20 protein-coding genes are annotated in these 23,128 nt (G+C 70.5%); 15 read left to right on the top strand and 5 right to left on the bottom strand.

The annotated features are described in order from the left end of the window. Positions 1 to 12 precede the first annotated feature (12 nt). On the bottom strand, positions 13 to 1,032 hold the full coding sequence (locus ACPCJR_RS02630; RefSeq protein WP_391510823.1) for an alpha/beta hydrolase: 1,020 nt from the start codon (positions 1,030 to 1,032) through the stop codon (positions 13 to 15). A 110-nt stretch (positions 1,033 to 1,142) separates the two neighbouring features. Next, positions 1,143 to 2,435, bottom strand: a complete 1,293-nt coding sequence (locus ACPCJR_RS02635; protein WP_391511212.1) for an RsmB/NOP family class I SAM-dependent RNA methyltransferase — start codon at positions 2,433 to 2,435, stop codon at positions 1,143 to 1,145. Positions 2,436 to 2,587: 152 nt separating this feature from the next. Here ACPCJR_RS02635 and ACPCJR_RS02640 point away from each other — a divergent pair, with 152 nt between their 5' ends. Then, positions 2,588 to 2,764, top strand: a complete 177-nt coding sequence (locus tag ACPCJR_RS02640) for a hypothetical protein (protein WP_391510822.1) — start codon at positions 2,588 to 2,590, stop codon at positions 2,762 to 2,764. A 28-nt stretch (positions 2,765 to 2,792) separates the two neighbouring features. Here ACPCJR_RS02640 and panE read toward each other — a convergent pair whose 3' ends face one another. Next, complete coding sequence (gene panE, locus ACPCJR_RS02645) at positions 2,793 to 3,731, bottom strand: 2-dehydropantoate 2-reductase (protein WP_391510821.1); 939 nt, start codon at positions 3,729 to 3,731, stop codon at positions 2,793 to 2,795. A 182-nt stretch (positions 3,732 to 3,913) separates the two neighbouring features. Here panE and ACPCJR_RS02650 point away from each other — a divergent pair, with 182 nt between their 5' ends. Next, entirely contained in the window at positions 3,914 to 4,801 is an 888-nt protein-coding gene (locus ACPCJR_RS02650; protein WP_391510820.1) for a hypothetical protein, read from the top strand. 164 nt (positions 4,802 to 4,965) lie between these two features. Beyond that, a complete protein-coding gene (locus ACPCJR_RS02655) occupies positions 4,966 to 5,829 on the top strand; it encodes a hypothetical protein (RefSeq protein WP_391510819.1) in 864 nt (287 codons plus the stop codon). Between the two features lie 505 nt (positions 5,830 to 6,334). Here ACPCJR_RS02655 and guaB read toward each other — a convergent pair. Continuing rightward, positions 6,335 to 7,825: an IMP dehydrogenase gene (guaB, locus tag ACPCJR_RS02660; RefSeq protein WP_391510818.1), complete on the bottom strand. Its 1,491-nt coding sequence runs from the start codon at positions 7,823 to 7,825 to the stop codon at positions 6,335 to 6,337. A 276-nt stretch (positions 7,826 to 8,101) separates the two neighbouring features. Here guaB and ACPCJR_RS02665 point away from each other — a divergent pair, with 276 nt between their 5' ends. The 12 genes from ACPCJR_RS02665 (at position 8,102) to ACPCJR_RS02720 (ending at position 21,813) form a co-directional block, all read left to right on the top strand. After that, positions 8,102 to 9,268 (top strand): FtsW/RodA/SpoVE family cell cycle protein, encoded by a 1,167-nt coding sequence (locus ACPCJR_RS02665; protein WP_391510817.1) that lies wholly within the window; start codon positions 8,102 to 8,104, stop codon positions 9,266 to 9,268. Then, positions 9,265 to 10,374 (top strand): undecaprenyldiphospho-muramoylpentapeptide beta-N-acetylglucosaminyltransferase, encoded by a 1,110-nt coding sequence (gene murG, locus ACPCJR_RS02670; RefSeq protein WP_391510816.1) that lies wholly within the window; start codon positions 9,265 to 9,267, stop codon positions 10,372 to 10,374. The genes ACPCJR_RS02665 and murG overlap by 4 nt, the downstream gene beginning before the upstream one ends. Before the next feature lie 151 nt (positions 10,375 to 10,525). Continuing rightward, entirely contained in the window at positions 10,526 to 11,932 is a 1,407-nt protein-coding gene (gene murC / locus ACPCJR_RS02675; RefSeq protein ID WP_391510815.1) for a UDP-N-acetylmuramate--L-alanine ligase, read from the top strand. Between the two features lie 6 nt (positions 11,933 to 11,938). Then, the gene (locus ACPCJR_RS02680) at positions 11,939 to 12,478 is read left to right on the top strand and encodes an endonuclease domain-containing protein (protein WP_391510814.1); all 540 of its coding nucleotides are present in this window, start codon (positions 11,939 to 11,941) and stop codon (positions 12,476 to 12,478) included. Continuing rightward, positions 12,475 to 13,404: a UDP-N-acetylmuramate dehydrogenase gene (gene murB, locus ACPCJR_RS02685; RefSeq protein WP_391510813.1), complete on the top strand. Its 930-nt coding sequence runs from the start codon at positions 12,475 to 12,477 to the stop codon at positions 13,402 to 13,404. The genes ACPCJR_RS02680 and murB overlap by 4 nt, the downstream gene beginning before the upstream one ends. Before the next feature lie 37 nt (positions 13,405 to 13,441). Further along, positions 13,442 to 14,332 carry an SMI1/KNR4 family protein gene (locus ACPCJR_RS02690; protein WP_391510812.1) on the top strand — a complete coding sequence of 297 codons (891 nt, stop codon included), beginning with the start codon at positions 13,442 to 13,444 and terminating at the stop codon, positions 14,330 to 14,332. Between the two features lie 60 nt (positions 14,333 to 14,392). Next, positions 14,393 to 15,316 carry a D-alanine--D-alanine ligase gene (locus ACPCJR_RS02695; protein ID WP_391510811.1) on the top strand — a complete coding sequence of 308 codons (924 nt, stop codon included), beginning with the start codon at positions 14,393 to 14,395 and terminating at the stop codon, positions 15,314 to 15,316. Then, a complete protein-coding gene (locus tag ACPCJR_RS02700; RefSeq protein WP_391510810.1) occupies positions 15,283 to 16,221 on the top strand; it encodes a cell division protein FtsQ/DivIB in 939 nt (312 codons plus the stop codon). The genes ACPCJR_RS02695 and ACPCJR_RS02700 overlap by 34 nt, the downstream gene beginning before the upstream one ends. 68 nt (positions 16,222 to 16,289) lie before the next feature. Next, complete coding sequence (ftsA, locus tag ACPCJR_RS02705; protein ID WP_391510809.1) at positions 16,290 to 17,612, top strand: cell division protein FtsA; 1,323 nt, start codon at positions 16,290 to 16,292, stop codon at positions 17,610 to 17,612. Positions 17,613 to 17,718: 106 nt separating this feature from the next. Beyond that, positions 17,719 to 19,476, top strand: coding sequence for a cell division protein FtsZ (ftsZ, locus tag ACPCJR_RS02710; protein ID WP_391510808.1), 1,758 nt, complete (start codon positions 17,719 to 17,721; stop codon positions 19,474 to 19,476). Positions 19,477 to 19,828: 352 nt separating this feature from the next. After that, entirely contained in the window at positions 19,829 to 20,776 is a 948-nt protein-coding gene (gene lpxC, locus ACPCJR_RS02715) for a UDP-3-O-acyl-N-acetylglucosamine deacetylase (protein WP_391510807.1), read from the top strand. Between the two features lie 161 nt (positions 20,777 to 20,937). Further along, a complete protein-coding gene (locus ACPCJR_RS02720) occupies positions 20,938 to 21,813 on the top strand; it encodes an outer membrane protein assembly factor BamD (protein WP_110350243.1) in 876 nt (291 codons plus the stop codon). Between the two features lie 131 nt (positions 21,814 to 21,944). Here the strand turns inward: ACPCJR_RS02720 and ACPCJR_RS02725 are convergent, their stop codons facing one another. After that, on the bottom strand, positions 21,945 to 22,931 hold the full coding sequence (locus ACPCJR_RS02725; protein WP_391510806.1) for a glycosyltransferase family 2 protein: 987 nt from the start codon (positions 22,929 to 22,931) through the stop codon (positions 21,945 to 21,947). Positions 22,932 to 23,128: the final 197 nt, after the last annotated feature.

The raw sequence follows: 23,128 nt of genomic DNA on the forward strand, positions 1-23,128 counted from the left end.
AGCCCGCGCCCGTCAGGACTTCAGCAGCCCGTGGCCGCGCATCCAGGCCATGAACAGGGCGGGCCAGGCCGCCGCCGGGCTGCCGGGCACGCCGAGGCCGAAGCCGTGGCCGCCGCGCTCGAACAGGTGCATCTCCGTCGGCACCTTCGCTGCCCGCAGGGCCGCGTACATCAGGAGCGGATGGTCGGTCACCGCGATTCTATCGTCGGAGGCCTGGACCATGAAGACCGGCGGGGTGCGCGCGTTGACCTGCACCTCGACGGAATAGGCCCGCCGCCGCGCGTCGGGCGGATCGTCGCCGACGAGGACCCGGCGGCTCGTCATGGTGCGATCGAAGGGCGCGCGCATGGTGACGATGGGGTAGATCAATCCGGCGAAGGAGGGGCGGGCGCTCAGCCCGTCCGCATCGTCGAGGTCGTCGTAGAGATCCTGCTCGGCATCGGTCGCGGTCACGCCCATCAGGTGGCCGCCCGCCGAGAAGCCGAGCACGCCGATCCGGTCGGGATCGAGGCCGAACTCCTCGGCCCGCCAGCGCACGAGCCGCATGGCCCGCTGCGCGTCCTGCCGGGGCGCGTCCGGGCCGTCGCGCCACTCCTCGCTCGGCAGGCGGTAGATCAGCACGAAGGCGGTGATGCCCGCCCGGGCCAGCCAATGGCCGACGGGCAGGCCCTCGTTGCCGATATCGATGCGCAGGTAGCCGCCGCCGGCCGCGATGACGATTCCGGCCCCGTTCGGGCGCTGCGGCCGGATCACGAGCAGGCAGGGCCGCACCACGCCAGTCACGACCCCGGTCAACGTTTCGTCGAAGCGGTACTCGGAGCGGAACGGACCGCCCCCGCCCGGCGGCAGCTCCGGCCACAGGTCGATGACCTCGAGCTCGGCGCCCGGTGCCGCTTGCGGCAGGGGCTGGACGGTCTCGCCCGTCTGCGGCCGCACCGGAAGCCGAGGCGCCGGCTGCTGCGCCCGCGCCGCCTCGGACCCGCTCAGCATCGCCGCCGTCCCCGCGAGCAGAGCCCGCCGATGCAGCGTCATGACATCCGCCTCGTCATCGCATCTCCCGTCGCGACGCCGCGCGGGAAACAGTCCGGGGCGAGGGCCTAGGTCCGGGGTTCAACGAGGAAGGCGGCCTCCCGATCCCGGCCTCAACCCGATTTGCGTGTCATGGTCGCGACATAGAAACCGTCGGTGCCGGTGAGTGCCGGGCTCATCTGGATGCCGCGCTGCGTCCGGCGGACCTTCTCGTCGAGGCCGGGAACGACGGCGAGATTGGTCGCCACGGCCCGGATCGCGCGGTCGCGCTTCAGCAGGCCGTCCACCGCCGCGTCATTCTCCTCGGGCAGGAGTGAGCAGGTGACGTAGACGAGGGTGCCGCCCGGCCGCAGCAGCCGCGCCGCCCGGTCGAGCACCTCGGCCTGCTCGGCGATCCGGCCCGAGAGGCTTCCCGGCCGCAGGCGCCACTTGGCGTCGGGGTTGCGCCGCCACGTGCCGGTGCCGGTGCAGGGCGCATCGACCAGCACCCGGTCGACGCTGCCGTCGAGATCGGCCAGCACGTCGGCCCGCGCCTTGCCGGTGCGGGGCGTGCGCACCTCGACCGCGGCGCCCGAGCGGCGCAGGCGCTCGTGGATCGGCGCGAGCCGGCGCGGATCGGCGTCGGTGGCGATGAGCCGAGCGGCGTTGCCGGTGATCGCGGCGAGCGCCAGCGACTTGCCGCCCCCGCCCGCGCAGAGATCGACGATGGTCTCGCCCGGCCTTGCACCGGCGAGCAGGCTCGCGATCTGCGAGCCCTCGTCTTGGATCTCGAACCCGCCCTCCAGGAAGAGCGGATCGACGTGAAGCGCCGGGCCGCGTCCGTCCTCGCCGAGCGGAACGCGCAGGCCCAGGGCCGAGAGCGGCGTTTCCTCCGGGGAGAGGTCGGCCAGCGCCTCGGCCGCCGCCGCACGGCTCTGCTTGAGCGTGTTGACGCGGATATCGAGGGGTGCGCGGCGGGCGAGCACCCGCAATTCGGGCAGCAGATCGTCGCCGAACAGGGCGGCGAGCGAGGGCAGCACGAAGGCCGGCGCGTCGCCCGCCACCTCCGGCGGCGCCTCGGCGAGGCTGCCCTCCAGGAGGCGTGTCCGCTCGGCCTCGGTGAGGGGAGGGGGCGCGAAGCGGGCGCCGTCGAACAGGGAGGCGATGCTCGGCTCGGCGAGGCCGCGCTGAAGGCGCAGGGTGCCGATGAGGATGGCGCGGCCCGTCTCCTCGCCCATGATCCAGGCGGAAGACGCCCGGCGGCGCAGCCCGTCATAGACGAGGCTGGCGATGGCCGCCCGGTCGCCGGAGCCGGCGAAGCGGTGGGCGAGACCCCAATCCTTGATCGCGTCCGCGGCCGGGCGGCGGCGCGCGAGGATGTCGTCGAGGATCTCGATGGCGGCGGAGAGGCGGGCGGAGGGGGTCAGGATGGGCTCCGGAAACGTTTCGTTAAACCTGCCGCCGTGCGGCCACGCTTGGACCTGCGGCCCGACACGATGCGGCCGAGCTTCCGGCCCTTTCGCCGTTCAGAACGGCACGATGGCCCCGTCCGTCAAGGACCCCAGGAAGAGAGGACGCCATGCCGTCCCTGAAGCCCCTCATCGGTGCGAGCCTCGTCGCGCTGACGCTCGCCGCCTGCTCCACCGCGCCGGCCGCGCCCGGGCTCGATCCGGTGCCGCCGCCGGCCCGCCGGCCCGATGCCAAGACGCAGCTCGAATACGGCAGCCCGCCCCCGCCGCCGCCCGGCCGCTACTGAACCGACCGGCGTCGCTTCCGGAGGCGGCTCAGGCCGCATCGCGGGCGCGACGGTTCTCGTAGGCCTTGAGATGGGTCAGCACGCGGGCGAGCCCCGGCGTCTCGACGCCCTTGGCCTGCCCGCGCGCGATCAAGTCGCCGACGATGTGGTCGGCCTCGATGCGGGCGCCGCCCTCGATGTCGCGCAGCATGGAGGCGGTCATCGCCGAGCCTTCGCTCGTCAGCATCTTGCGGGCGCCGGCCATCACCTTCTCCCGGGCGCCATTGCCGTGGGCTTCCGCCACCCGCTGGCACTCGTCGTGCAGTCCCTCGATGAAGGCCCGGCCGCTGGGCGCGGCGACGATGTCGCCGATGGCCGCGCGCATCAGCGTGGTGGAGCCCGCAAGCGTCGCGAGGAAGACCCACTTCTCCCACATCTCGAGCAGGATCCGGTCGCTGCCGCGGGCCTGGAAGCGCACGCCTTCCATCTGCGCCTCGATGCGGCCGAACCGCTCGGAGCGCGCGCCGTCGCGCTCGCCGTAGGTCAGCGTGTGCAGGTCGGTCATCTGGCGGATCTCGCCGTCCTTCGTCAGCGTGGCGACGATGCCGCAGCTGCCGCCGAGCACCCGCTCCGCGCCGAAGGCCGCGTCCAGGATGTCGAGGTGGCGCATGCCGTTGAGGATCGGCAGCACCGCCGTGCCCGCACCGACGGCGGGCGCCACGTCGGCGATCGCCGCGTCGAGGTCGTAGGCCTTGGACGAGAGGAGCACGAGATCGAACGGACCGGCCCCGGCGAGACGGTCGGCGGTCACGGTCTGCGGCGCGTCGATCGTCAGATCGCCCACGGGGCTGCGGACCCGCAGGCCCTGCGTCGCGAGCTTTTCCGCGCGGGCCGGGCGCACCAGGAAGGTCACGTCCCGCCCGGCTTCCGCCAGCCGCGCTCCGAAGTAGCCGCCGGTCGCGCCGGCCCCGACCACGAGTATCCGCATCGTGTTCCCCTATCGTCCGGCCCTGCATACCGCGAAGCCGCAAGCGCCGCACCTGATCCGTTGCAGCCGGTCGCGTCCGACCGCCGAGCGCCTGGAATCCGGCACCGCCAGCGGCTAAGCGTGACCCCTCCGGTCGATCCCTGCACCCCGCGCCGGCACGCGGGCCCTCGCGGACTTCGTTCATGCGCGCTCTTCCGAGCCTGGCCGCTCTGGCTGCCAGTCTTCTTCCCGGCCTCGTCCCGCCCCCGGTCGCGGCCGCGGACCGCCAGCCCTTCGCGGTGGTCAAGGGCTGGGAGATCGAGCGGACCGTCGGCGAGACCGGCGGCAATCCCTGCCTGATGACGCATGCCTACGAGGACAAGGACGACGGCAACGCCGCCAACGTGGTGGTGTTCGCCCGCAATGGCAGCTCGCTTGCTCTCGTGCTGGTCTACCAGGGCTGGGCCTTCGGCAAGGACGAGGCGATCAAGGCGGCGCTCGTTCTCGACAAGAAGCCGATCAAGGGGAAGATCGCCTGGATCGGCGACGAAAAGACCGCGCGCGCCCTCCTGCCCGAGAGCATCCTGCCGGATCTGCTCGCGGCCGGGACGGTGATCCTGCGCTTCGCGAACGGGGATGCGGACTTCAGGATCCCGGATTTCGCGGCCGGCTACGAGGCGCTCAAGCGCTGCGACGCGACGCCCGCAGCCGCCGCGCCCCAGGCGGCCGCACCGGCCCCGGTGCCCACCGGCCCCTCGGCCGAGCCCTCCACGCCGCGGCTGGCCGCCTACGTGATCGGCCTCTCGCTGCAGCGCGCGCTCAAGGAATGCGCGATCCCCGCGACGGACGATCAGCGCCGTTCGGTCGATGCCAGGATGGCCGCGCTCCAGCCGGAGATGGCTCCGCTGGACGCGTCCCTGCGCAGCGAACTGCAGCGGCGCGGAACCCCGTGCCCCGCCGCGGAGAAGCAGGGGGCCTTCCAAGAGATCCTGCGCAAGTTCACCGCCTTGAGCCCGGAAGAGCTGGCCGCCTCCCTGGAACAGGACTCCGCGAACCGGAAGGCGACCCCGTCACCCGCCCCGAAATTCTGAGATGCGGGCTCGCCTCCGCGACGCTCGCGTGCCCGATTGCGCTGTGAGGGATTCGCCCCGCACGCTGGTTGAGCCGGCAAGGAAAGGCTAAGCTGAACCGGTCCGACCGGCCGCCTCGCAATTTCGCGGGCGGCGGAGCCCGACCGTCGTCGCGGAGATGTCGCGTGCGCCTCTCACCCGTCCTGGCGGCGATCTCGGCGGTGACGCTGACGGCGCTCCTCGCCGGGCTCGGGGCCGAGGCGGCACCCCGCCGCGAGCCCTTCGAGAGCGTGCAGGGCTGGGCGGTTGAGCGCCGGACCGGCGGACCGGATGCCGGCTCCTGCTCGATGACCCGCACCGCCGAGGATGCGCAGGGCGACACCGCCAGCCTCGTGATCGTCTCGCGCGATCATGCGGGCCTCGCCCTGGCCCTCGCCGACCGGAACTGGGATTTTTCCGCGGGCGAACGGCTGACGGCGCCGCTCCTGCTCGACGGCAGGCCGGCGGGCCCAAGGACGATCTGGACCGGCGACGGCCAGATCCTGCGCGCGGCCTTGCCGGACACGCTCGTGCCGGACCTGCTGGCGGCACGACGGCTCAGCCTGCGCTTCGAGGACGGCGAGGCGGCCTTCGACATCCCGGACATCGCCGCCGCCTACGCCTCGCTGCAGCGCTGCGAGGCCGCTCGCGCCGAGCCGCCGTCGGTCGCCGCCGCGCCGAACCTGCCCGCGCGGGCGCGATTGGCCTCCTACACCGTCGGGCTGGCGGTCGAGGGCGTGCTGCGGGCCTGCCCCGTCACGGCCACGGATCGCGAGCGCGCCGCCGTCGAGGCCAAGATGGCCGCCCTCCGGCCGGAGATGGCAGCCTTCGAGGCCGCGATCCGGGCACAGGTGACGCAATCGCGCGGCTTTGCCTGCCCGAGCGTCGAGAAGGAGCCCGAGTTCCGGGAGGCGATGCGCCGCTTCATCGAGCTGAGCCCGGACGAGTTCGCCGCCGTCATCGACCGGCAGGCCCACGCCGCGCCGGACATGCCGGTCACCAAGCCCTGATGCCATTCAAGTCATCGGGCGCCCGCTGGAAGGGGGACGGCGAGACCTTCGCGCCTGCCCCATCGAATTCGGCCAACGCGTTCAGAGTATCCGCGGATCGGCCTCGCATATGAAAGGCCGTCTGCGCTGGGCTCGCCGGGATTTCGCCGCAGCGACGATCGATTTTTTTCGTTTTCGCGCCTTTTTCGGCGCGCATCTTAAAATATAGCAAAGTACAGGTCGCAGCCGGGATCTAGGTTCGCCCCGTTCCGGAGGCCGACCATGATTCGCTCCCCTTCGACGGCCCTCACTCCCGTGCGGGACCGCGTCGTCGGCTACACGATCTGCGTGATGATCACCCTCGAAGGATTGATGCTGCTGGCGAGCCTGATCTGGCTCTGAGGCCGGGCTGCGGCCGGAAGCAGGCAATCCCGAGGGAAGCGCAGAACCCGGCGAGACGGCGGACCCGTTTCAAGGCGAGACCATCGCCCCGGGCACGACCCCGGGGCGACATATCGGACGACGGTCAGCGGCTCGGGTAGTTCGGGCTCTCGCGGGTGATGGTCACGTCGTGGACGTGGCTCTCGCGCAGGCCCGCATTGGTGATGCGCACGAACTGCGCCCGCTCCTGGAAATCCGGCACGGTGGCCGCGCCGACATAGCCCATCGCCGCGCGCAGGCCGCCCGCGAGCTGGTGCAGCACCGCCGCGACCGGGCCCTTGTAGGGCACCTGGCCTTCGATACCTTCCGGCACGAGCTTGTGGGTGTCGCTGACCTCCGCCTGGAAGTAGCGGTCGGCGGAGCCGCGAGCCATGGCGCCCACCGAGCCCATGCCGCGGTAGCTCTTGTACGAGCGGCCTTGGTACAGAAAGACCTCGCCCGGGGCCTCGTCGGTGCCGGCGAGCAGCGAGCCCAGCATCGCCACGGAGGCGCCGGCCGCGATCGCCTTGGCGAGATCGCCCGAGAACTTGATGCCGCCGTCGGCGATCACCGGCACGTCCGCGCCCTGAGCCGCCTCGACCGCCTCCATCAGCGCGGTCAGCTGGGGCACGCCGACGCCCGCGACGATGCGGGTGGTGCAGATCGAGCCCGGGCCGATACCGACCTTGATCGCGTCCGCGCCCGCATCGATGAGCGCGCGGGCGCCCTCGGAAGTGGCGACGTTGCCGGCGATGATCTGCACGGCGTTCGAGAGCTGCTTCACCCGAGCGACGCTGTCGAGCACCTTGCGGGAATGGCCGTGGGCGGTGTCGACCACCACCACGTCGCAGCCGGCATCGATCAGGCGCTCGGCGCGCTCGAAGCCGGAATCGCCCGTCGTCGTGGCGGCGGCGACCCGCAGGCGGCCCTGCTCGTCCTTGACCGCGTTGGGATAGGCGACCTGCTTCTCGATGTCCTTGACCGTGATCAGGCCGATGCAGCGATAGTGGTCGTCGACGACGAGCAGCTTCTCGATGCGGAACTGGTGCAGCAGGCGCTTGGCCTCGTCCTGCGTCACGCCCTCGCGCACGGTGATGAGCCGGTCGCGGGTCATGAGTTCGGCCACGGGCTGGCCGGTATTGGTGGCGAAGCGCACGTCGCGGTTCGTCAGGATGCCGACGAGCTTGCCGCGCGAGCCGTTGGGGCCGCGCTCGACCACCGGAATGCCGGAGATCCGGTTCTTCTTCATCACGTCGAAGGCGTCGGCCAGCGTCTCGTCGGGATGGATGGTGATGGGATTGAGCACCATGCCCGACTCGTACTTCTTCACGAGGCGGACCTGCTCGGCCTGCTCGGCCGGCTCCAGGTTGCGGTGGATCACGCCGAGCCCGCCGTTCTGCGCCATGGCGATGGCCATCCGCGCCTCGGTCACGGTGTCCATGGCCGAGGCGATGATCGGCAGGTTGAGCTTGATCGTGCGGGTGAGGCGGGTCGCGACGTCGACCTCGGTGGGCATCACCGAGGAGGCGGCGGGGCGCAGCAGCACGTCGTCGAAGGTAAGGCCCTCGATGATCGTGTCAGCGCTGATACGGGCCATGGAAACCAACTCCGAAAGACGGGTGTTGCGCCGGGCCGGAAGGGTACGGCCAGCGGGATCGGGTTGGCAGGGGCCAGTATCACGGGCGCAAGCGCCGCGCAAAGCCGCCGCGGCGCTTGGCGGTGCATGGCCCGTGCATGGCTGACCGGCAAATCCGGCGTTCGGCGCGCACCAGCGCGCTCGCGGCAAGACACCATTAACCCTTACGATCCACCATCACGGCGGACCGTCCGCGTGTCTTATGCGGGACCGGCCGGCTGGAGACGAGCCCTCGCCATGATGTCGCGCGCCGAACGCAGTCCCCTGGCGGATTGGTGGTGGACGGTCGATCGCGGCCTGCTCGCGGGGCTCGGCTGCCTGATGGTGGCCGGCCTCGTCTTCCTGATGGGCGGCGGCCCGCCGGTGGCCGAGCGCATCGGCCTGCCGACCTTCTACTTCCTGAACCGGCAGGCGATGTATCTCGCCCCGACGATCCTGCTCATCATCGCGGTCTCGTTCCTGTCGGTGCGCCACATCCGGCGCTTCGCCCTCGTCACTTGGCTCGTCGGCGTGACGCTCTGCATCCTGGCCGGCAAGTTCGGCCCGGAGATCAAGGGCGCGCACCGCTGGATCCAGATCGGCTCCTTCGGTCTCCAGCCCTCGGAATTCGTGAAGCCCGCCTTCGTGGTGGTGGCGGCTTGGGCCTTCTCGGAAGGGGCGCAGCGCCGCGACATGCCCGGTGGCCTGCTGGCGATCCTGCTCCTGCCGTTGACCATCGTGCCGCTGATCCTCCAGCCCGATTTCGGGCAGACCATGCTGATCACGATGGTGTGGTGCGCGCTGTTCTTCGTCGCCGGCCTGCACTGGTTCTGGGTGGCGGGCCTCGGGGTGCTCGGCCTCACGGGCGTGTTCGCCGCCTACACCTTCCTCCACCACGTGCGCGAGCGCATCAACCGTTTCATGGACCGCGATTCGGGCGACAGCTTCCAGGAGTTCTGGTCGCGGGAATCGTTCAATTCGGGAGGCTGGTTCGGCACCGGACCCGGCGAGGGTGTGGCTAAGCGTCACCTGCCCGACGCGCATACCGACTTCATCTTCTCCGTCACCGGCGAGGAATTCGGCGTGCTGGTCTGCCTCTGTCTCGTCGCGCTGTTCGCCTACATCGTCATGCGCGGCCTGAAGCTGGCCCGCCGCACCGACGACACCTTCACGAGGCTCGCCATCACCGGACTGACCACGCTCTTCGGCCTCCAGGCCTGCATCAACATGGCGGTGAACACCCAGCTCATGCCGGCCAAGGGCATGACCCTGCCCTTCGTCTCCTACGGCGGCTCCTCGCTGATCTCGCTCTCGCTCGGCATGGGCTTCCTCGTGGCGCTGACCCGCAAGCGCCCGCGCACCACCGCCCTGAAACAGCGCCCGCCCGGCACGCTGCCCTCCGCCGTCCCGGGAATGATGCAGTGACCGTCTTCACCCCCCTCGTGCTGGTCTGCGCGGGCGGCACCGGCGGCCACCTCTTCCCGGCTCAGAGTCTCGCCTACGCCCTGAGGGAGCGCGGCATCCGCGTGGCGCTCGCGACCGATGCCCGGGTCGATTCGATCGCGGGCGACTTCCCGGCGGAGGAGATCGTCACCATCGCCTCGGCCACGCCCTCGGGCCGCTCGGCGCTGCGCCGGGCCGGCGCCGTGGTCACGCTCGGGCGCGGCTTTGGGCAGGCCGCCCGCGCCGTCCGGCGCCTGAACCCGGCGGCGGTCGTCGGCTTCGGCGGCTACCCGACCGTGCCGCCGATGCTGGCCGCGCAGCTGCTGCGGGTGCCGACCATCCTGCACGAGCAGAACGCGGTGATGGGCCGGGCCAACGGCTTCCTCGCCAAGGGCGCGCGGGTGATCGCCACCGGCTTCGAGGCCGTGCGCGGCGTGCCGGAGAAGGCCACCGCGCGCCGCGTCCATACCGGCAACCCGATCCGCCCGGCCGTGCTCGCCGTGGCCGAGACGCCCTATCCTCCACTGGATGGGGACGCGCCGCTGCGCCTCCTCGTGTTCGGTGGCAGCCAGGGCGCCCGCGTGATGAGCGAGGTGGTGCCGGCGGCGCTGGAGAAGCTGCCCGCGGATCTGCGCGCCCGGCTCCACCTCGTCCAGCAGGCGCGGCCCGAGGACCTGACGGCGGTGCAGAACCGCACCCTGGCCATGGGGCTCGGCGGGATCGAGGCGGCGCCCTTCTTCAAGGACCTGCCCGGCCGCATGGCCGCCGCCCATCTCGTGGTGGCGCGCTCGGGCGCCTCGACGGTCTCGGAACTCGCCGCCATCGGCCGGCCCGCCATCCTCGTGCCGCTGCCCGGCGCGCTCGATCAGGATCAGGCGGCCAACGCCGCGACGCTGGCGCAGATCGGCGCCGCCCTCTCGATTCCGCAGAGCGCCTTCACCCCCGACCGGCTCGCCGCCGAACTCGTGGACCTGTTCGAGGCGCCCCGGAAATTGACCCAGGCGGCGGCTGCGGCCAAAACCGCCCGCATCCTCGACGCGGCCGACCGCCTCGCCGCGCTCGTCGCCGAGACCGCGGCCGCCGCTTGAAATCTGCGACAAGCCCGAAAAGGCTTGCCGCGTCCGGCGGACGACCGCCGCCCCGCAGTCGCGGGGGCGGGTTTCGACGATGCAGGATCGTCGAAGCCCGGAACGAGACAGCCTGGGTTCGTCAGCGCCCCGGACTCAAAAGGTTTTCGATATGAAGCTGCCCGAAAAGCTCGGCCCCATCCACTTCATCGGCATCGGCGGCATCGGCATGTCCGGCATCGCCGAGGTGATGGCCAATCTCGGCTACACCGTGCAGGGCTCGGACGCGAACGACAACGCCAACGTCCGGCGCTTGGCCGAGAACGGCATCCGCACCTTCGTCGGTCACAAGGCGGAGAACGTCGCGGAGGCCGCGCTGGTGGTGGTCTCGACCGCGATCCGCCGCGACAACCCGGAGCTGATCGAGGCCCGCGAGCGCCGCCTGCCGGTGGTGCGCCGCGCCGAGATGCTGGCCGAGCTGATGCGCTTCAAGTCCTGCGTCGCGGTGGCCGGCACCCACGGCAAGACCACGACGACCTCGCTGGTCGCGACGCTGCTCGACGCCGGCAACCTCGACCCGACGGTGATCAACGGCGGCATCATCAACGCCTACGGCACCAATGCCCGCATGGGCGGGGGCGACTGGATGGTGGTGGAGGCCGACGAGTCCGACGGCACCTTCCTCAAACTGCCGGCCGATGTCGCCATCGTCACCAACATCGACCCCGAGCATCTCGACCATTTCGGCTCGTTCGAGGCGATCAAGGACGCCTTCCGGCGCTTCATCGACAACATCCCGTTCTACGGCTTCGCCGTGATGTGCATCGACCACCCGATCGTCCAGGATCTGGTCGGGCATATCGAGGACCGGCGCATCATCACCTACGGCGAGAATCCGCAGGCCGACGTGCGCCTCATCGACATCGACCTGAAGGGCGGTCAGAGCCGCTTCCGGGTGATGATCCGCGACCGCCGGCCCGGCTTCCGCATGGAGATCGAGGATCTCGTCCTGCCCATGCCCGGCCGCCACAACGCCCTCAACGCCACCGCGGCTTTGGCGGTGGCCCACGAACTCGGCGTTCCGGCGGACGCGATCCGCAAGGCTCTGGCGGGCTTCGGCGGGGTCAAGCGCCGCTTCACCCGCACGGGCGCGTGGAACGGCGCGACGATCTTCGACGATTACGGCCACCACCCGGTGGAGATTCAGGCGGTGCTGCGCGCGGCCCGCGCCTCGACCGACGGCAACGTGATCGCCGTGGTGCAGCCCCATCGCTACACCCGGCTTCAATCGCTGTTCGAGGATTTCTGCACCTGCTTCAACGACGCCGACACGGTGATCGTCGCCCCCGTCTACGCGGCGGGCGAGGCGCCGATCGAGGGCATCGACCGCGACTCGCTGATCGCTGGCCTGAAGGCCCGCGGCCACCGCGACGCCGTCGCCCTGGAGCGCCCGGAGGATCTGGCCCGCCTCGTCGGCAGCCGCGCGCAGACCGGCGACTATGTGGTCTGCCTGGGCGCCGGCACCATCACTCAATGGGCCTACGCGTTGCCGGGAGAGCTGGCGGCTCTGAAGGGGTGAGCGGGGTTGCGCTCCGCGGACGATGAGCGGAGACGGTTTCGCAAGCGGCTTCGGCACGACCAGACCGAGGCCGAGCGCCGGCTGTGGCTTCGTTTGCGTGACCGTCGTCTCGCCGGGTTCAAGTTCGTCCGGCAGGAAAGCGTCGGCCGCTACGTGGCGGATTTCTGTTGCCGCGAGGCAAGGCTGATCGTCGAGCTCGACGGCGGTCAGCATGCGCAGAGCGGCTACGACGCCGCAAGAGATGCGTGGCTGGTCGAGCGTGGCTACCGCGTCTTGCGCTTCTGGAATGCCGAGGTCATGACCAACACCCTTGGTGTGCTCGACACGATCCTCGCCGCGCTTCCCCCCTCTCCCCGCTCGCGGGGAGAGGGTCGCGACGACCTCGTCGTCGGCGCGACAAGCCCGCAGGGCGATGGTGAGGGGGCTCCTCACGTGGAGCCTCCTCCTGATCCGCCCCCTCACCCTCGGCTGCCGCCTCGCTTTGCCGACGACGAGGTCGGCAAAGCCCTCTCCCCGCCTGCGGGGAGAGGGGGGAAACGGATATGACCGCGCACAGCCTCATCGACGCGATCCGCGCCGCCGCGCCCGGCCTCCGCGGGCGCCTTCTCGAGAACCAGTCGCTCGCCGACCTGACGTGGTTTCGCGTCGGCGGTCCGGCCCAGGTGCTGTTCAGCCCGGCCGACGAGGAGGATCTGTCGCAGTTCCTCGCCGCCCTCGATCCCTCCGTGCCGGTCACGGTGATCGGGCTGGGCTCTAACCTGATCGTGCGCGACGGCGGCATTCCCGGCGTGACGATCCGGCTCGGCGGCAAGGCCTTCGGCTCGGTCGAGATCGACGGCGAAACCATCCGATCCGGCACCGCCGTGCCGGACATGCGGCTCGCCAAGGCGGCAGCCGAGGCTTCCCTTGACGGGCTCGCCTTCTTCCGCGGCATTCCCGGCTCCGTCGGCGGCGCGCTGCGCATGAATGCCGGGGCGCATGGCGGCGAGACCACCGACGTGCTGATCGAAGCCCGCGGCATCGACCGCAAGGGCGCGGTCCGCCGCTTCACCCATGCCGAGATGGGCTTCCGCTACCGCCACGCCTCGGCGCCGGACGACGTGATCTTCACGAGCGCGACCTTCCAGGGCCGACCCGGGAACCGCGAAGAGATCGAGGCGGAGATGGAGCGGGTGACCGCGGCGCGAGAGGCCGCCCAGCCGATCCGCGAGCGCACCGGCGGCTCGACCTTCAAGAACCCCGAGGGCGGCAAGGCTTGGCAGCTCATCGACGCCGCCGGCTGCCGCGGACTGACTCGGGGCGGGGCCCAGGTCTCGGAGATGCACTGCAACTTCCTGATCAACCGCGGCGGCGCCACCGCGGCCGACATCGAGGGGCTCGGCGAGGAGGTGCGCCGCCGGGTGCGCGACCATTCGGGCTTCGAGCTGCACTGGGAGATCAAGCGCATCGGCGTCGAGACCGCACCCGCCTGACCCTCCGCCCGCGTCGAGACCGGAGGACGCATCGCCCATGGCTTCCACCGACCCCACAGCCCTGACCGAACATCTCGGCAGGCTTGTCGACGACATCGCCGCCGGGGCCGATCGGGCCCGGACGGGCGGCGACATCCTGCGCCTTCGCGACCGGCTCAACCGCGAGTGGGACGGCGCGAAGCCCGGTGCCCACCTCTCTGCGGACGCCTACGCGGCCCTGCGGCTTCGCTGCGAGGCCGCGCATGCCCGCCTCACCGAGCGCTTCGTCAGCCTCAGGGATTCCACCCCGCAGCCGGAGCCGCGCCTTCTCATCGATCCCGACGGCCCGACCGTCGATTCGTTCTTCGAGGCGGATGGGCGGGCCGGCGATTGGACGGCCGGGGCCGAGGCCGCGATCGGCGCGGCCGAAGCCCGCCTCGGGGTGAGGCTGCCCGAAGCGCTCAAGGCGCTCTACCGGCGGCGGAACGGCGGAGCGACGGACTTCTTCCTGGCCACGGATTCCCCCGATGCTCCCCTCGAATTCGAGGGTGACGCGGCTTTGCGCGAGGCCGACGACCTCTGGCGGACGGTGCTGCCCGGTTTCGATCTGGCCGCCCTGGAACGGCTGGAGAGCCTCGGCGCGATCGGTGACGGCATCGATTTCGGCAGCGAGGAGGCGTCCTGGCGCGCCGCCTTGCACGGGATCGATCGCCTGATCGCGCTCAGCAACCACGGCTCCGACTTCTGGCTCTGCCTCGACTACGCGGACGCGGCCTCTGAACCGTCCGTGGTGCTGTTCGACGCCGTCTCGCCGGATGGCGGCCCCGGCCGCATCACCTTCCGCCGCCCCGACTTCGCCGGCTTCTTCGCCGGGCTGCGGCGGCACGGCGTCACCGTCGAGGACGGCGTCGCATTGCGCGGCAGCCGGCTCCTCGGCGAGGAGGCCTGATCGTCTTGCCCCACCATCGTGCGCCCGTGGCGCCCAAGCAGCCCTGAAAGGCTCTAGCCGATGTCCAAGCACGTCGCCGTCCTGATGGGCGGCTGGTCTTCCGAGCGGGAAATCTCGCTTCGCTCCGGCCATGCCTGCGCCGGGGCGCTGGAAGGGGAGGGGTACCGCGTCACCCGCGTCGATGTCGGGCCCGACATCGCGACGGTGCTGACCGAGCTGGCGCCCGACGCGGCGCTCAACGCGCTCCACGGCCCGGCCGGCGAGGACGGCACGATCCAGGGCCTCCTGGAGATCCTGAAGATCCCCTACACCCATTCCGGCGTGCTGGCCTCGGCACTGGCGATGCACAAGGAGCGTGCCAAAACGGTCATGCGCGCGGCCGGAGTCAGCGTTCCCGAGGGCCGGGTCGTTAACCGTCATGATGCGGCGAAGTCACACCCGTTAACCCCTCCCTATGTCGTGAAGCCGATCGCCGAGGGCTCCTCCATGGGGGTCATCATCGTGCGCGACGCGGCCTCGGAATCGCCCCGGATCCTGGCCTCCGACGCGTGGGTCTACGGCGAGGAAGTCCTTGCGGAGACTTACGTTGCCGGCCGCGAGCTGACCTGCGCGGTGCTGGGCGACCGGGCGCTCGGGGTGACCGAGATCAAGCCCGTCTCGGGGGAGTGGTACGACTTCGATGCGAAGTACGCCGGAGGGGGGTCGATCCACGTCCTTCCGGCCGATCTTAAACTAAATCTTTACCAGCGTGTCCAAGAGTTGGCGTTAACGGCGCATCAAGCACTGGGATGCCGTGGCGTCAGCCGTGCCGACCTTCGTTACGACGACACGCCGGGGGGAACCGGCGCCCTCGTCGTCCTGGAGGTCAACACGCAGCCAGGGATGACCCAGACGAGCCTTGTGCCGGAGATCGCGGCCCACGCAGGCCTGAGTTTCGGTGAACTCGTCCGATGGATGGTGGAGGACGCTTCTCTCAACCGCTGAACGCCGCCGGCACCCCCGGCAGCGGCGGACTCCTCGCGGGCCTGCGGCTCCCGAGGATCCTCAGGCGGTTCTCGTCGGCACGCCGCCTCCGGCCGGCGGTGCCGATCGAGGCGCGCGTGCCGCGGCTCGCGGGCACGGCGCTGATCGCCGGGCTCGCCGGCGGCATCGCTCTCGCCGGCTTCGTCGTGAGCGGGCGCTACGACGGCTTCGTGGCCGAGAACGGCCGGCCCGTCGACATCCTCGCCCGGCTCGCCGGCTTCGGCGTCGAGCGCGTCACCATCACCGGTCTCTCGCGGATGTACGAGCGCGAGGTGCTGCAGGCCGCCGGCATCGACTGGCGCTCCTCCGTGCCCTTCCTCGACGTGGATCGCACCCGTGAGCGCCTGCTCGCCGAGAAGCTGATCGCCAGCGTCTCCGTGCGCAAGCTCTACCCCAACGAGATCGTCATCAATCAGGTCGAGCGCGAGCCCGCCGCCCTCTGGCAGCAGAACGGCGAGATTCAGGTGATCGCCGCCGACGGCAAGGTCGTCGACGACCTGCGCGACGAGCGCTACGTCAACCTGCCCCTCGTGGTGGGCGCGGGCGCCAACGAGCGCCTTCAGGAATATCTCGGCCTGATCGAGGCCGCTGGGCCGCTCGGCGCGCGCATCCGCGCCGGTACCTACGTCTCCGGCCGGCGCTGGACGCTCAAGCTCGACGGCGTCGACATCCGCCTGCCCGAATCCGAACCCGCCGCGGCTCTGGCCCGGCTCGTCCGCCTGGAGCGGGAGAACCGGATTCTGGAGAAGGACATCATCGCCGTCGATCTGCGCATGGCCGACCGCGTCGTGGTGCGCCTGACCGAGGAGGCCGCGGCCGCCCGGGCCGAGAGCCGCAAGAAGCCGAAGAAGGGGACGGCGACATGAGCCCGTCCCGAACCGCCCGCCTCTCCGTACCGTCCCGAGCCCTTCGCCGCGAGTTCCGGTAGCGTCCGATGCAGACCCATCACGGCCTCACGCCGCGCCTGAAGCCGCTCTCCGCCCGCCGGAGCGCGACGCTCTCGGTGCTCGATATCGGAACCAGCAAGGTCGTCTGCCTCATTGCCGAGCTGCAGCCGGCCGAGGCGATGTCGACCTTACGCGGGCGCACCCATCTCGCCCGCATCATCGGCATCGGCCACCAGCGCTCGCTGGGTCTGAAGGGCGGCGCCATCGTCGATCTGGAGGCGGCCGAGGGCGCGATCCGTCAGGCGGTCCACGCCGCCGAGCGGATGGCCAAGGCCGAGGTCCAGTCGGTCATCGTCAACATCTCCGGCGGGCGCCTCGCCTCGCAGCATTTCGAGGCGCGGGTGAACGTCCGCTCCGGCACCGTCACCGGCGCCGACGTGGAGCGCGTGCTGGAGACCGCGAGCGCCCACGGCGTCAGCCCCGGCCGGGCCGTGCTGCACGCCCTGCCGATCGGCTACGCGCTCGACGGGCAGGGCGCGGTGATCGATCCGTCGGGCATGATCGGCAGCGCGCTCGGCGTCGATCTGCACGTCGTCACCGCGGAAGCGGCCGCCGCGCGCAACCTGATGCTGGCGGTCGAGCACTGCCATCTCGGGGTCGACGCGGTGATCGCCACGCCCTACGCGGCCGGCCTCTCCGCCCTCGTGGACGACGAGGCGGAACTCGGCTGCGCCGTGGTCGATATGGGCGGGGGCACCACCAGCGTCGGCGTCTTCATGGGCGGGCACCTCGTCCATTGCGACGCGATCGCGGTCGGCGGGCACCACGTCACCATGGACATCGCCCGCGGCCTCTCCACCCGCGTCTCCGTCGCCGAGCGGCTCAAGACCCTCTACGGCTCGGCCATCGCCACGGCCTCCGACGAGCGGGACATGATCGCCGTGCACGGCGTCGGCGAGGACGAGGGCGAGGCTCCCGGCCACGTGCCGCGCTCGCAGCTCGTGCGCATCGTCAAGCCGCGGGTCGAGGAGGTGCTCGAACTCGTGCGCGACCGCCTGCGCGGGGCGGGCTTCGGTGCCCAGGCCGGGCGCCGGGTGGTGCTCACGGGCGGCGCCAGCCAGCTCGTCGGCCTGCCGGAAACGGCCCGCCGCATCCTCCAGGGACAGGTTCGGATCGGGCGCCCGCTTGGCATCCGCGGCCTGCCCGAGGCGGCCAAGGGGCCCGCCTTCTCGGCCGCCGTCGGCCTGCTGGTCTACCCGCAGGTGGCGCATGCGGAGCATTTCGAGCCGCGGGGGCAGGGCGCCTTCGCCGGCACGGGAACGGACGGATACTTCTCCCGGGTCGGTCGCTGGATCCGGGAAAGCTTCTGAAGGACGACCCGCGCCGGAGCGAGGCCAGCGCGGGACAAGCAAGACAGGGCAGGCGTCGAACACGGCGTCGAACCAGGCAATCGAAAGTCACGAAGGGCACGACCACATGGCCATCTCTCTTCAGGCTCCGGACATCCGGGAACTCAAGCCCCGTATCACCGTCTTCGGTGTCGGCGGCGCGGGCGGCAACGCCGTCAACAACATGATCGAGTCGGGCCTGCTGGGCTGCGAGTTCGTCGTGGCCAACACCGACGCCCAGGCGCTCACCTCCTCGAAGGCCGAGCGGGTCATCCAGATGGGCATCGGCGTCACGCAGGGCCTCGGCGCCGGCTCGCACCCGGAAGTCGGCTCGGCGGCGGCCGAGGAGGTGATCGACGAGATCCGCGACCAGCTCTCGGGCGCGCACATGGCCTTCATCACCGCCGGCATGGGCGGCGGCACCGGCACGGGCGCGGCCCCCGTCATCGCCCGCGCGGCGCGTGACATGGGCATCCTCACGGTCGGCGTCGTCACCAAGCCCTTCCAGTTCGAGGGCATGCGCCGGATGCGCACGGCGGAAGCCGGCATCCAGGAGCTTCAGGCGGCGGTCGACACCCTGATCGTGATCCCGAACCAGAACCTGTTCCGGGTCGCCAACGAGAAGACCACCTTCGCCGACGCCTTCGCGATGGCCGACCAGGTGCTCTACTCGGGCGTGGCCTGCATCACCGACCTGATGGTCAAGGAAGGCCTGATCAACCTCGACTTCGCCGACGTGCGCGCGATCATGCGCGGCATGGGCAAAGCGATGATGGGCACGGGCGAGGCCTCCGGCGAGAACCGCGCCAACCGCGCCGCGGAAGCCGCCATCGCCAACCCGCTCCTCGACGACGTGTCGATGAAGGGCGCGCGCGGCCTGCTGATCTCGATCACCGGCGGCTCGGACCTCACCCTGTACGAACTCGACGAGGCCGCGACGCGGATTCGCGAGGAAGTCGATTCGGATGCCAACATCATCCTCGGCGCCACCTTCGACGAGAGCCTCGACGGCATCATCCGCGTCTCCGTGGTCGCCACCGGCATCGAGCCGGCGCTGATCTCGGCCGATTCCCCGAACAACCCGGAGATCGCCCAGACCGAGCAGCGCATCGCCGAGGTGGCCGAGCGCCTGCGCTCGGAGGCCCGGGCCCGCGCCTCCGCCGCGCTGAGCCCCGCCTCGACGCACCAGCCGGTTCATCAGCCCGCGGCCCGCGCCGCGTCGCCCGAGCCGCAATCCGCCCCCGCGTCCCGGCCGCTTCTCGCCGAGCCCGCCGCGCCGGAACCCCTTCGTGCCGAGCCCCTGCGCGCCGAGCCCGCCCCGATGGCGCATCACCACGATGTCGTCCTGACCCACGCGCCCGCCCGGGCCGCCGTGCCCGCCTACGAGCCGCCGGCTCCGATGAGCGCGCCGGAGCCCGTCGCCCAGGCGAACGGCCCCTACGTGCCGCCGCGCCCGCAGATCGCCCGCGCGCCGCGCATGCCGCAGATCTCGGACCTGCCGCCCCACACCCAGGCGCAGATCCTCAAGAGCCGCGGCGAGGAGCCTCAGGCCGAGCCGAGCCAGGATTCCAAGCGCATGACCCTGCTGCGCCGCCTGGCCACCGTCGGCTTCGGCGGTCGCCGCGAGGAGGCCGAGACCGCCCCGGTCCCGGCCGCCCGCGCCCCCGCTCCGGCCCCGGTCGCGGCGCCGCGCGTCGAGCCGGCCCTGCGCGCTCCGGCGCCCCAGGCGCCGCAATACCGCCCGGCTCAGGGCAATCTGGACGCGCAGGGCCGCGCCCTGCCGCCCCGGATGATGGAAGACGACCAGCTCGAAATCCCCGCTTTCCTTCGCCGTCAGGCGAACTGAGCACGGATTGCCTGTGGATCGGTGGGGGCAACCGGGCCCCTATCGGACCGCACTGGGATATTTCAGCCACAGGCCCGGGACCGCAAGGTCCCGGGTTTATCTGTTTGTTAACGTACTGAATTCAAATTGGTTTTCAGAAATCGTGGCGAAACCGTGGCTGTAACAGATCGTAAGAATCCGTGATTTGGCCGCCCTGATTGCCACAGCTATACACGCTTCCGGAACGACAGAAGGCGCGGACGGTCGCTCGACCCGACAGCGCTCGCAGAGGCTTCAAGCAGCGGACGGACTTCCCCACACCGTGCCCCCGAAACGGGGGTGCGCGGGCAGGATCCTGGCCGAGGGCTAAGGTATGCGGACGAACCAACAAACAACGCTCAAAACGTCCGTGACCCTCACCGGAATCGGAGTTCACTCCGGAAACCCGGCAGAGATCACGATCCACCCCGCTCCAGCCAACCACGGTATCGCGTTCCTCCGAACGGGCACCACGACCGGCAACGACCGGCTGATCAAGGCCCACTACGCCTGCGTCTCCGCCACCGAACTCTGCACCGTCATCGGTGATGTCGAGACCGGTGCCGTCGCCACCATCGAGCACCTGATGTCGGCCCTCTACGGGCTCGGCGTCGACAACGCTCTGGTCGAGATCGACGGCCCCGAAATGCCGATCCTCGACGGCAGCGCCCGTCCCTTCGTCCAGGCGATCGACAGCGTCGGCCTCTCCACCTGCGGCGCCGCGCGCCGCTGGATCAAGGTGCTCCAGCCGGTCCGCATCGAGGCCGGCCGCGCCTTCGCCGAACTCCGCCCGATCGACCGCGGCTTCCGCCTCGACGTGGAGATCGACTTCGAATCCCCGGTGATCGGCCGCTCGCGCAAGGCGATGGACCTCACCCCGGCCGCCTACCGCCGCGAGATCGCGGGCGCCCGCACCTTCGGCATGATGAAGGACGTGGAGCGCTACTGGAAAGCCGGCTTCGCGCTGGGCGCCTCCCTCGACAACACGGTCGCCGTCGGCGAGACCGCGGTCGTCAACCCGGAAGGCCTGCGCTACGCGGACGAGTTCGTCCGCCACAAGTTCCTCGATGCGGTCGGCGATCTCGCGCTGGCCGGGCTGCCGATCCAAAGCGCCTACCGCTCCTATTGCGGCGGCCACCGCATGAATGTCGGCATCCTCGAAGCCCTGTTCGCCGACCGCGCGAACTACGCCATCGTCGAGGGCCAGGGCACCCGCCGCGAAACCGCCCGGGCCGAGTTCGGCGCCGGTCTCGGCATCGCCGCCTTCGCCGCCGAACTGTAACCGGCAGGCCACATCGGCGCCTCAACTGCACGACGGGCGGATGGCATGAACGGTTCGTTCGCACCTGCCGTCTTCGTGCCCGAATCGGCCTCCAACCGTACAGCCTGCGCGTAGGCCGCGCCGCCGTCGAAGCGGTCGGGCCTGACAGGGATTTGACCGCGATGCCTCTGACCTTCCCGACCCGTGGCGCGATGGTGGCCGTGCTCCTGAGCCTGGGCCTGGGGCTCGGCGGCTGCGACGCCCTCGACCCGACGGGCCTGTTCAACGAGAAGTACAAGCCCGAAGCCATCCCGGACACGCCGGCCGACAAGCTCTACAGCCAGGGCCTGGCGAAGATGGAGGACCGGGACTACGAGGCCGCCTCCAAGTCCTTCGACCAGCTCGACAAGCAGTACACCTATTCCGACTGGTCGCGGAAAGGCCTGCTGATGACGGCCTACGCGAATTACGAGGGCGCGAAGTACGACGACGCGATCAACGCCTCGAAGCGCTACCTCCAGCGCCACCCGGCGAGCAAGGACGCGGCCTACGCCCAGTACCTGATGGCGATGTCGCAATATAAGCAGATCCCGGACGTGACCCGCGATCAGGAGCGCTCGGAGCGCGCCCTCGTGGCTCTTCAGGAACTGGTGCAGAAGTATCCGACCTCCGAATACGCCGCCGACGCCAAGGCCAAGATCCAGATCACCCGCGACCAGCTCGCCGGCAAGGAGATGGCGGTCGGCCGCTTCTACCTCGAGAAGCGCGCCTTCCCGGCGGCGATCAACCGCTTCCGCGACGTGGTCAGCAAGTATCAGACGACCCGCCACGCCGAGGAGGCGCTGGAGCGTCTGGTCGAGGCCTACATGGCGCTCGGCCTCACCGCCGAGGCGCAGACGGCCGCGGCCGTACTCGGCCACAACTTCCCGGACAGCCCCTGGTACAAGGACGCCTACGCGCTCCTGCAGACCGGTGGCCTCGAGCCGCGCGAGGAGAAGGGCTCCTGGCTCAGCAAGATCTACCGCGGCGTGATCGGACGGACCGCCGCGGCGGAGTAAGCACCGGCGGCGATGCCCGGTGACGAGGCATCGCCCCATCGGCCATCACGATGAGGCCCGCAGTCGCTCGTGCGACATGGAACGACGGCTCTGCGGGCGAGAAGCCTGCCCCGGCGGGCTGAGAAGCCGGATCAGAGAATCCGGTCGATCCGCCTCTCGATGCGCTCCGAGTGCTCCCGCGCCTCCGGCACCGCATCCAGGAGCTGGCCGTAGCGCGAGGACACTTCGGACAGAAATCCGATCAGCGCCCTGACCGATTGCATCTCGGGGTCGTTGGGAGGGGTGTAGCGCAGCGCGCCGCCCCGGTAATCCATCGGATCGTTCACGAGGCAGCGTTCCTCGTTCTTCGTCTTGAGAAACGCCTCCGACCTCAGCAGCAGTTCGGGCCGCTCGCGAAGAAGTTCGAAGGGCCCACGATAGTGGCTCGAATAGCCGCGGCTTTGATACGCTTCTCCCGCCGTGAGGATCTTCGCCCACCCTCTCACGAACTTGGTCACGTACTGAGCCGGATTTCGCTCCGAGAAATGGGCGATCCGCAGACGCGACTCCGTCACCACCTTGCCGGTGCTCTGCGGGGGCAAGTGCACATCGTGCTGCCCCTCCGTCACGAGGCCCTTCTCCTTTGAGAGCCGCCAACTCGCAATGATCTTGTAGTCGTCGGTCACATCCGTGCGGTGGGTCATGCGCTGCGGCACGAGGTTCTGTGCGGCATCGTCGTGCGTCGTGTAATTGTAGTGAACCCAGGGGAAACGCACGGCTACGACGTTTTCGCGTGAGTTCTCCAACTCGTGGAGATAGCTCCGCAAGCCCCCGGGCAGATGGCGCTGGTCATAGAATTCGTCGCCATCGAGACAGGCGACCCAATCGGCGTCGTGGTGTCGTATGGCTTCTTGATAGAGCCAGTTGTTCATATCCCGCTCCGAGAAGCAGATCGACGGCGACTGATAGACGGTCAGCGACACTCCCTCTTCGGCGAGGCGCCGCAGGACGTCGAGCGTGCCGTCACGGCTTCCGTTGTCGAGGATGACGTGGTGATCGACGAAGGTCGCGGCGTGCCGGATGAAAGCCTCGATGATATCGACCTCGTCGAGTATCCGGCTGACCGCGACGACCCGCATAGACCGCTCTCCCAAGCATCGCCCTCGAACACGAACCGAGGCGCACGAATTGGCGTCATCCCGATCCCCGTCGCGACAGGTTTCTCGGAGCACGCTCTCGATCGGCGGATGCCTCACCGGCCCGGGCGGCCTGCGCCTGCCTCCGGCCGGCCGCAGCCGAATGCGCACGCTCCTATCTCAGTTGGGCCCCTGAGTCC

Origin of the sequence: Methylobacterium sp. NPDC097929 (assembly GCF_049543375.1) — a bacterium.
Taxonomy (GTDB): Bacteria; Pseudomonadota; Alphaproteobacteria; order Rhizobiales; family Beijerinckiaceae; genus Methylobacterium.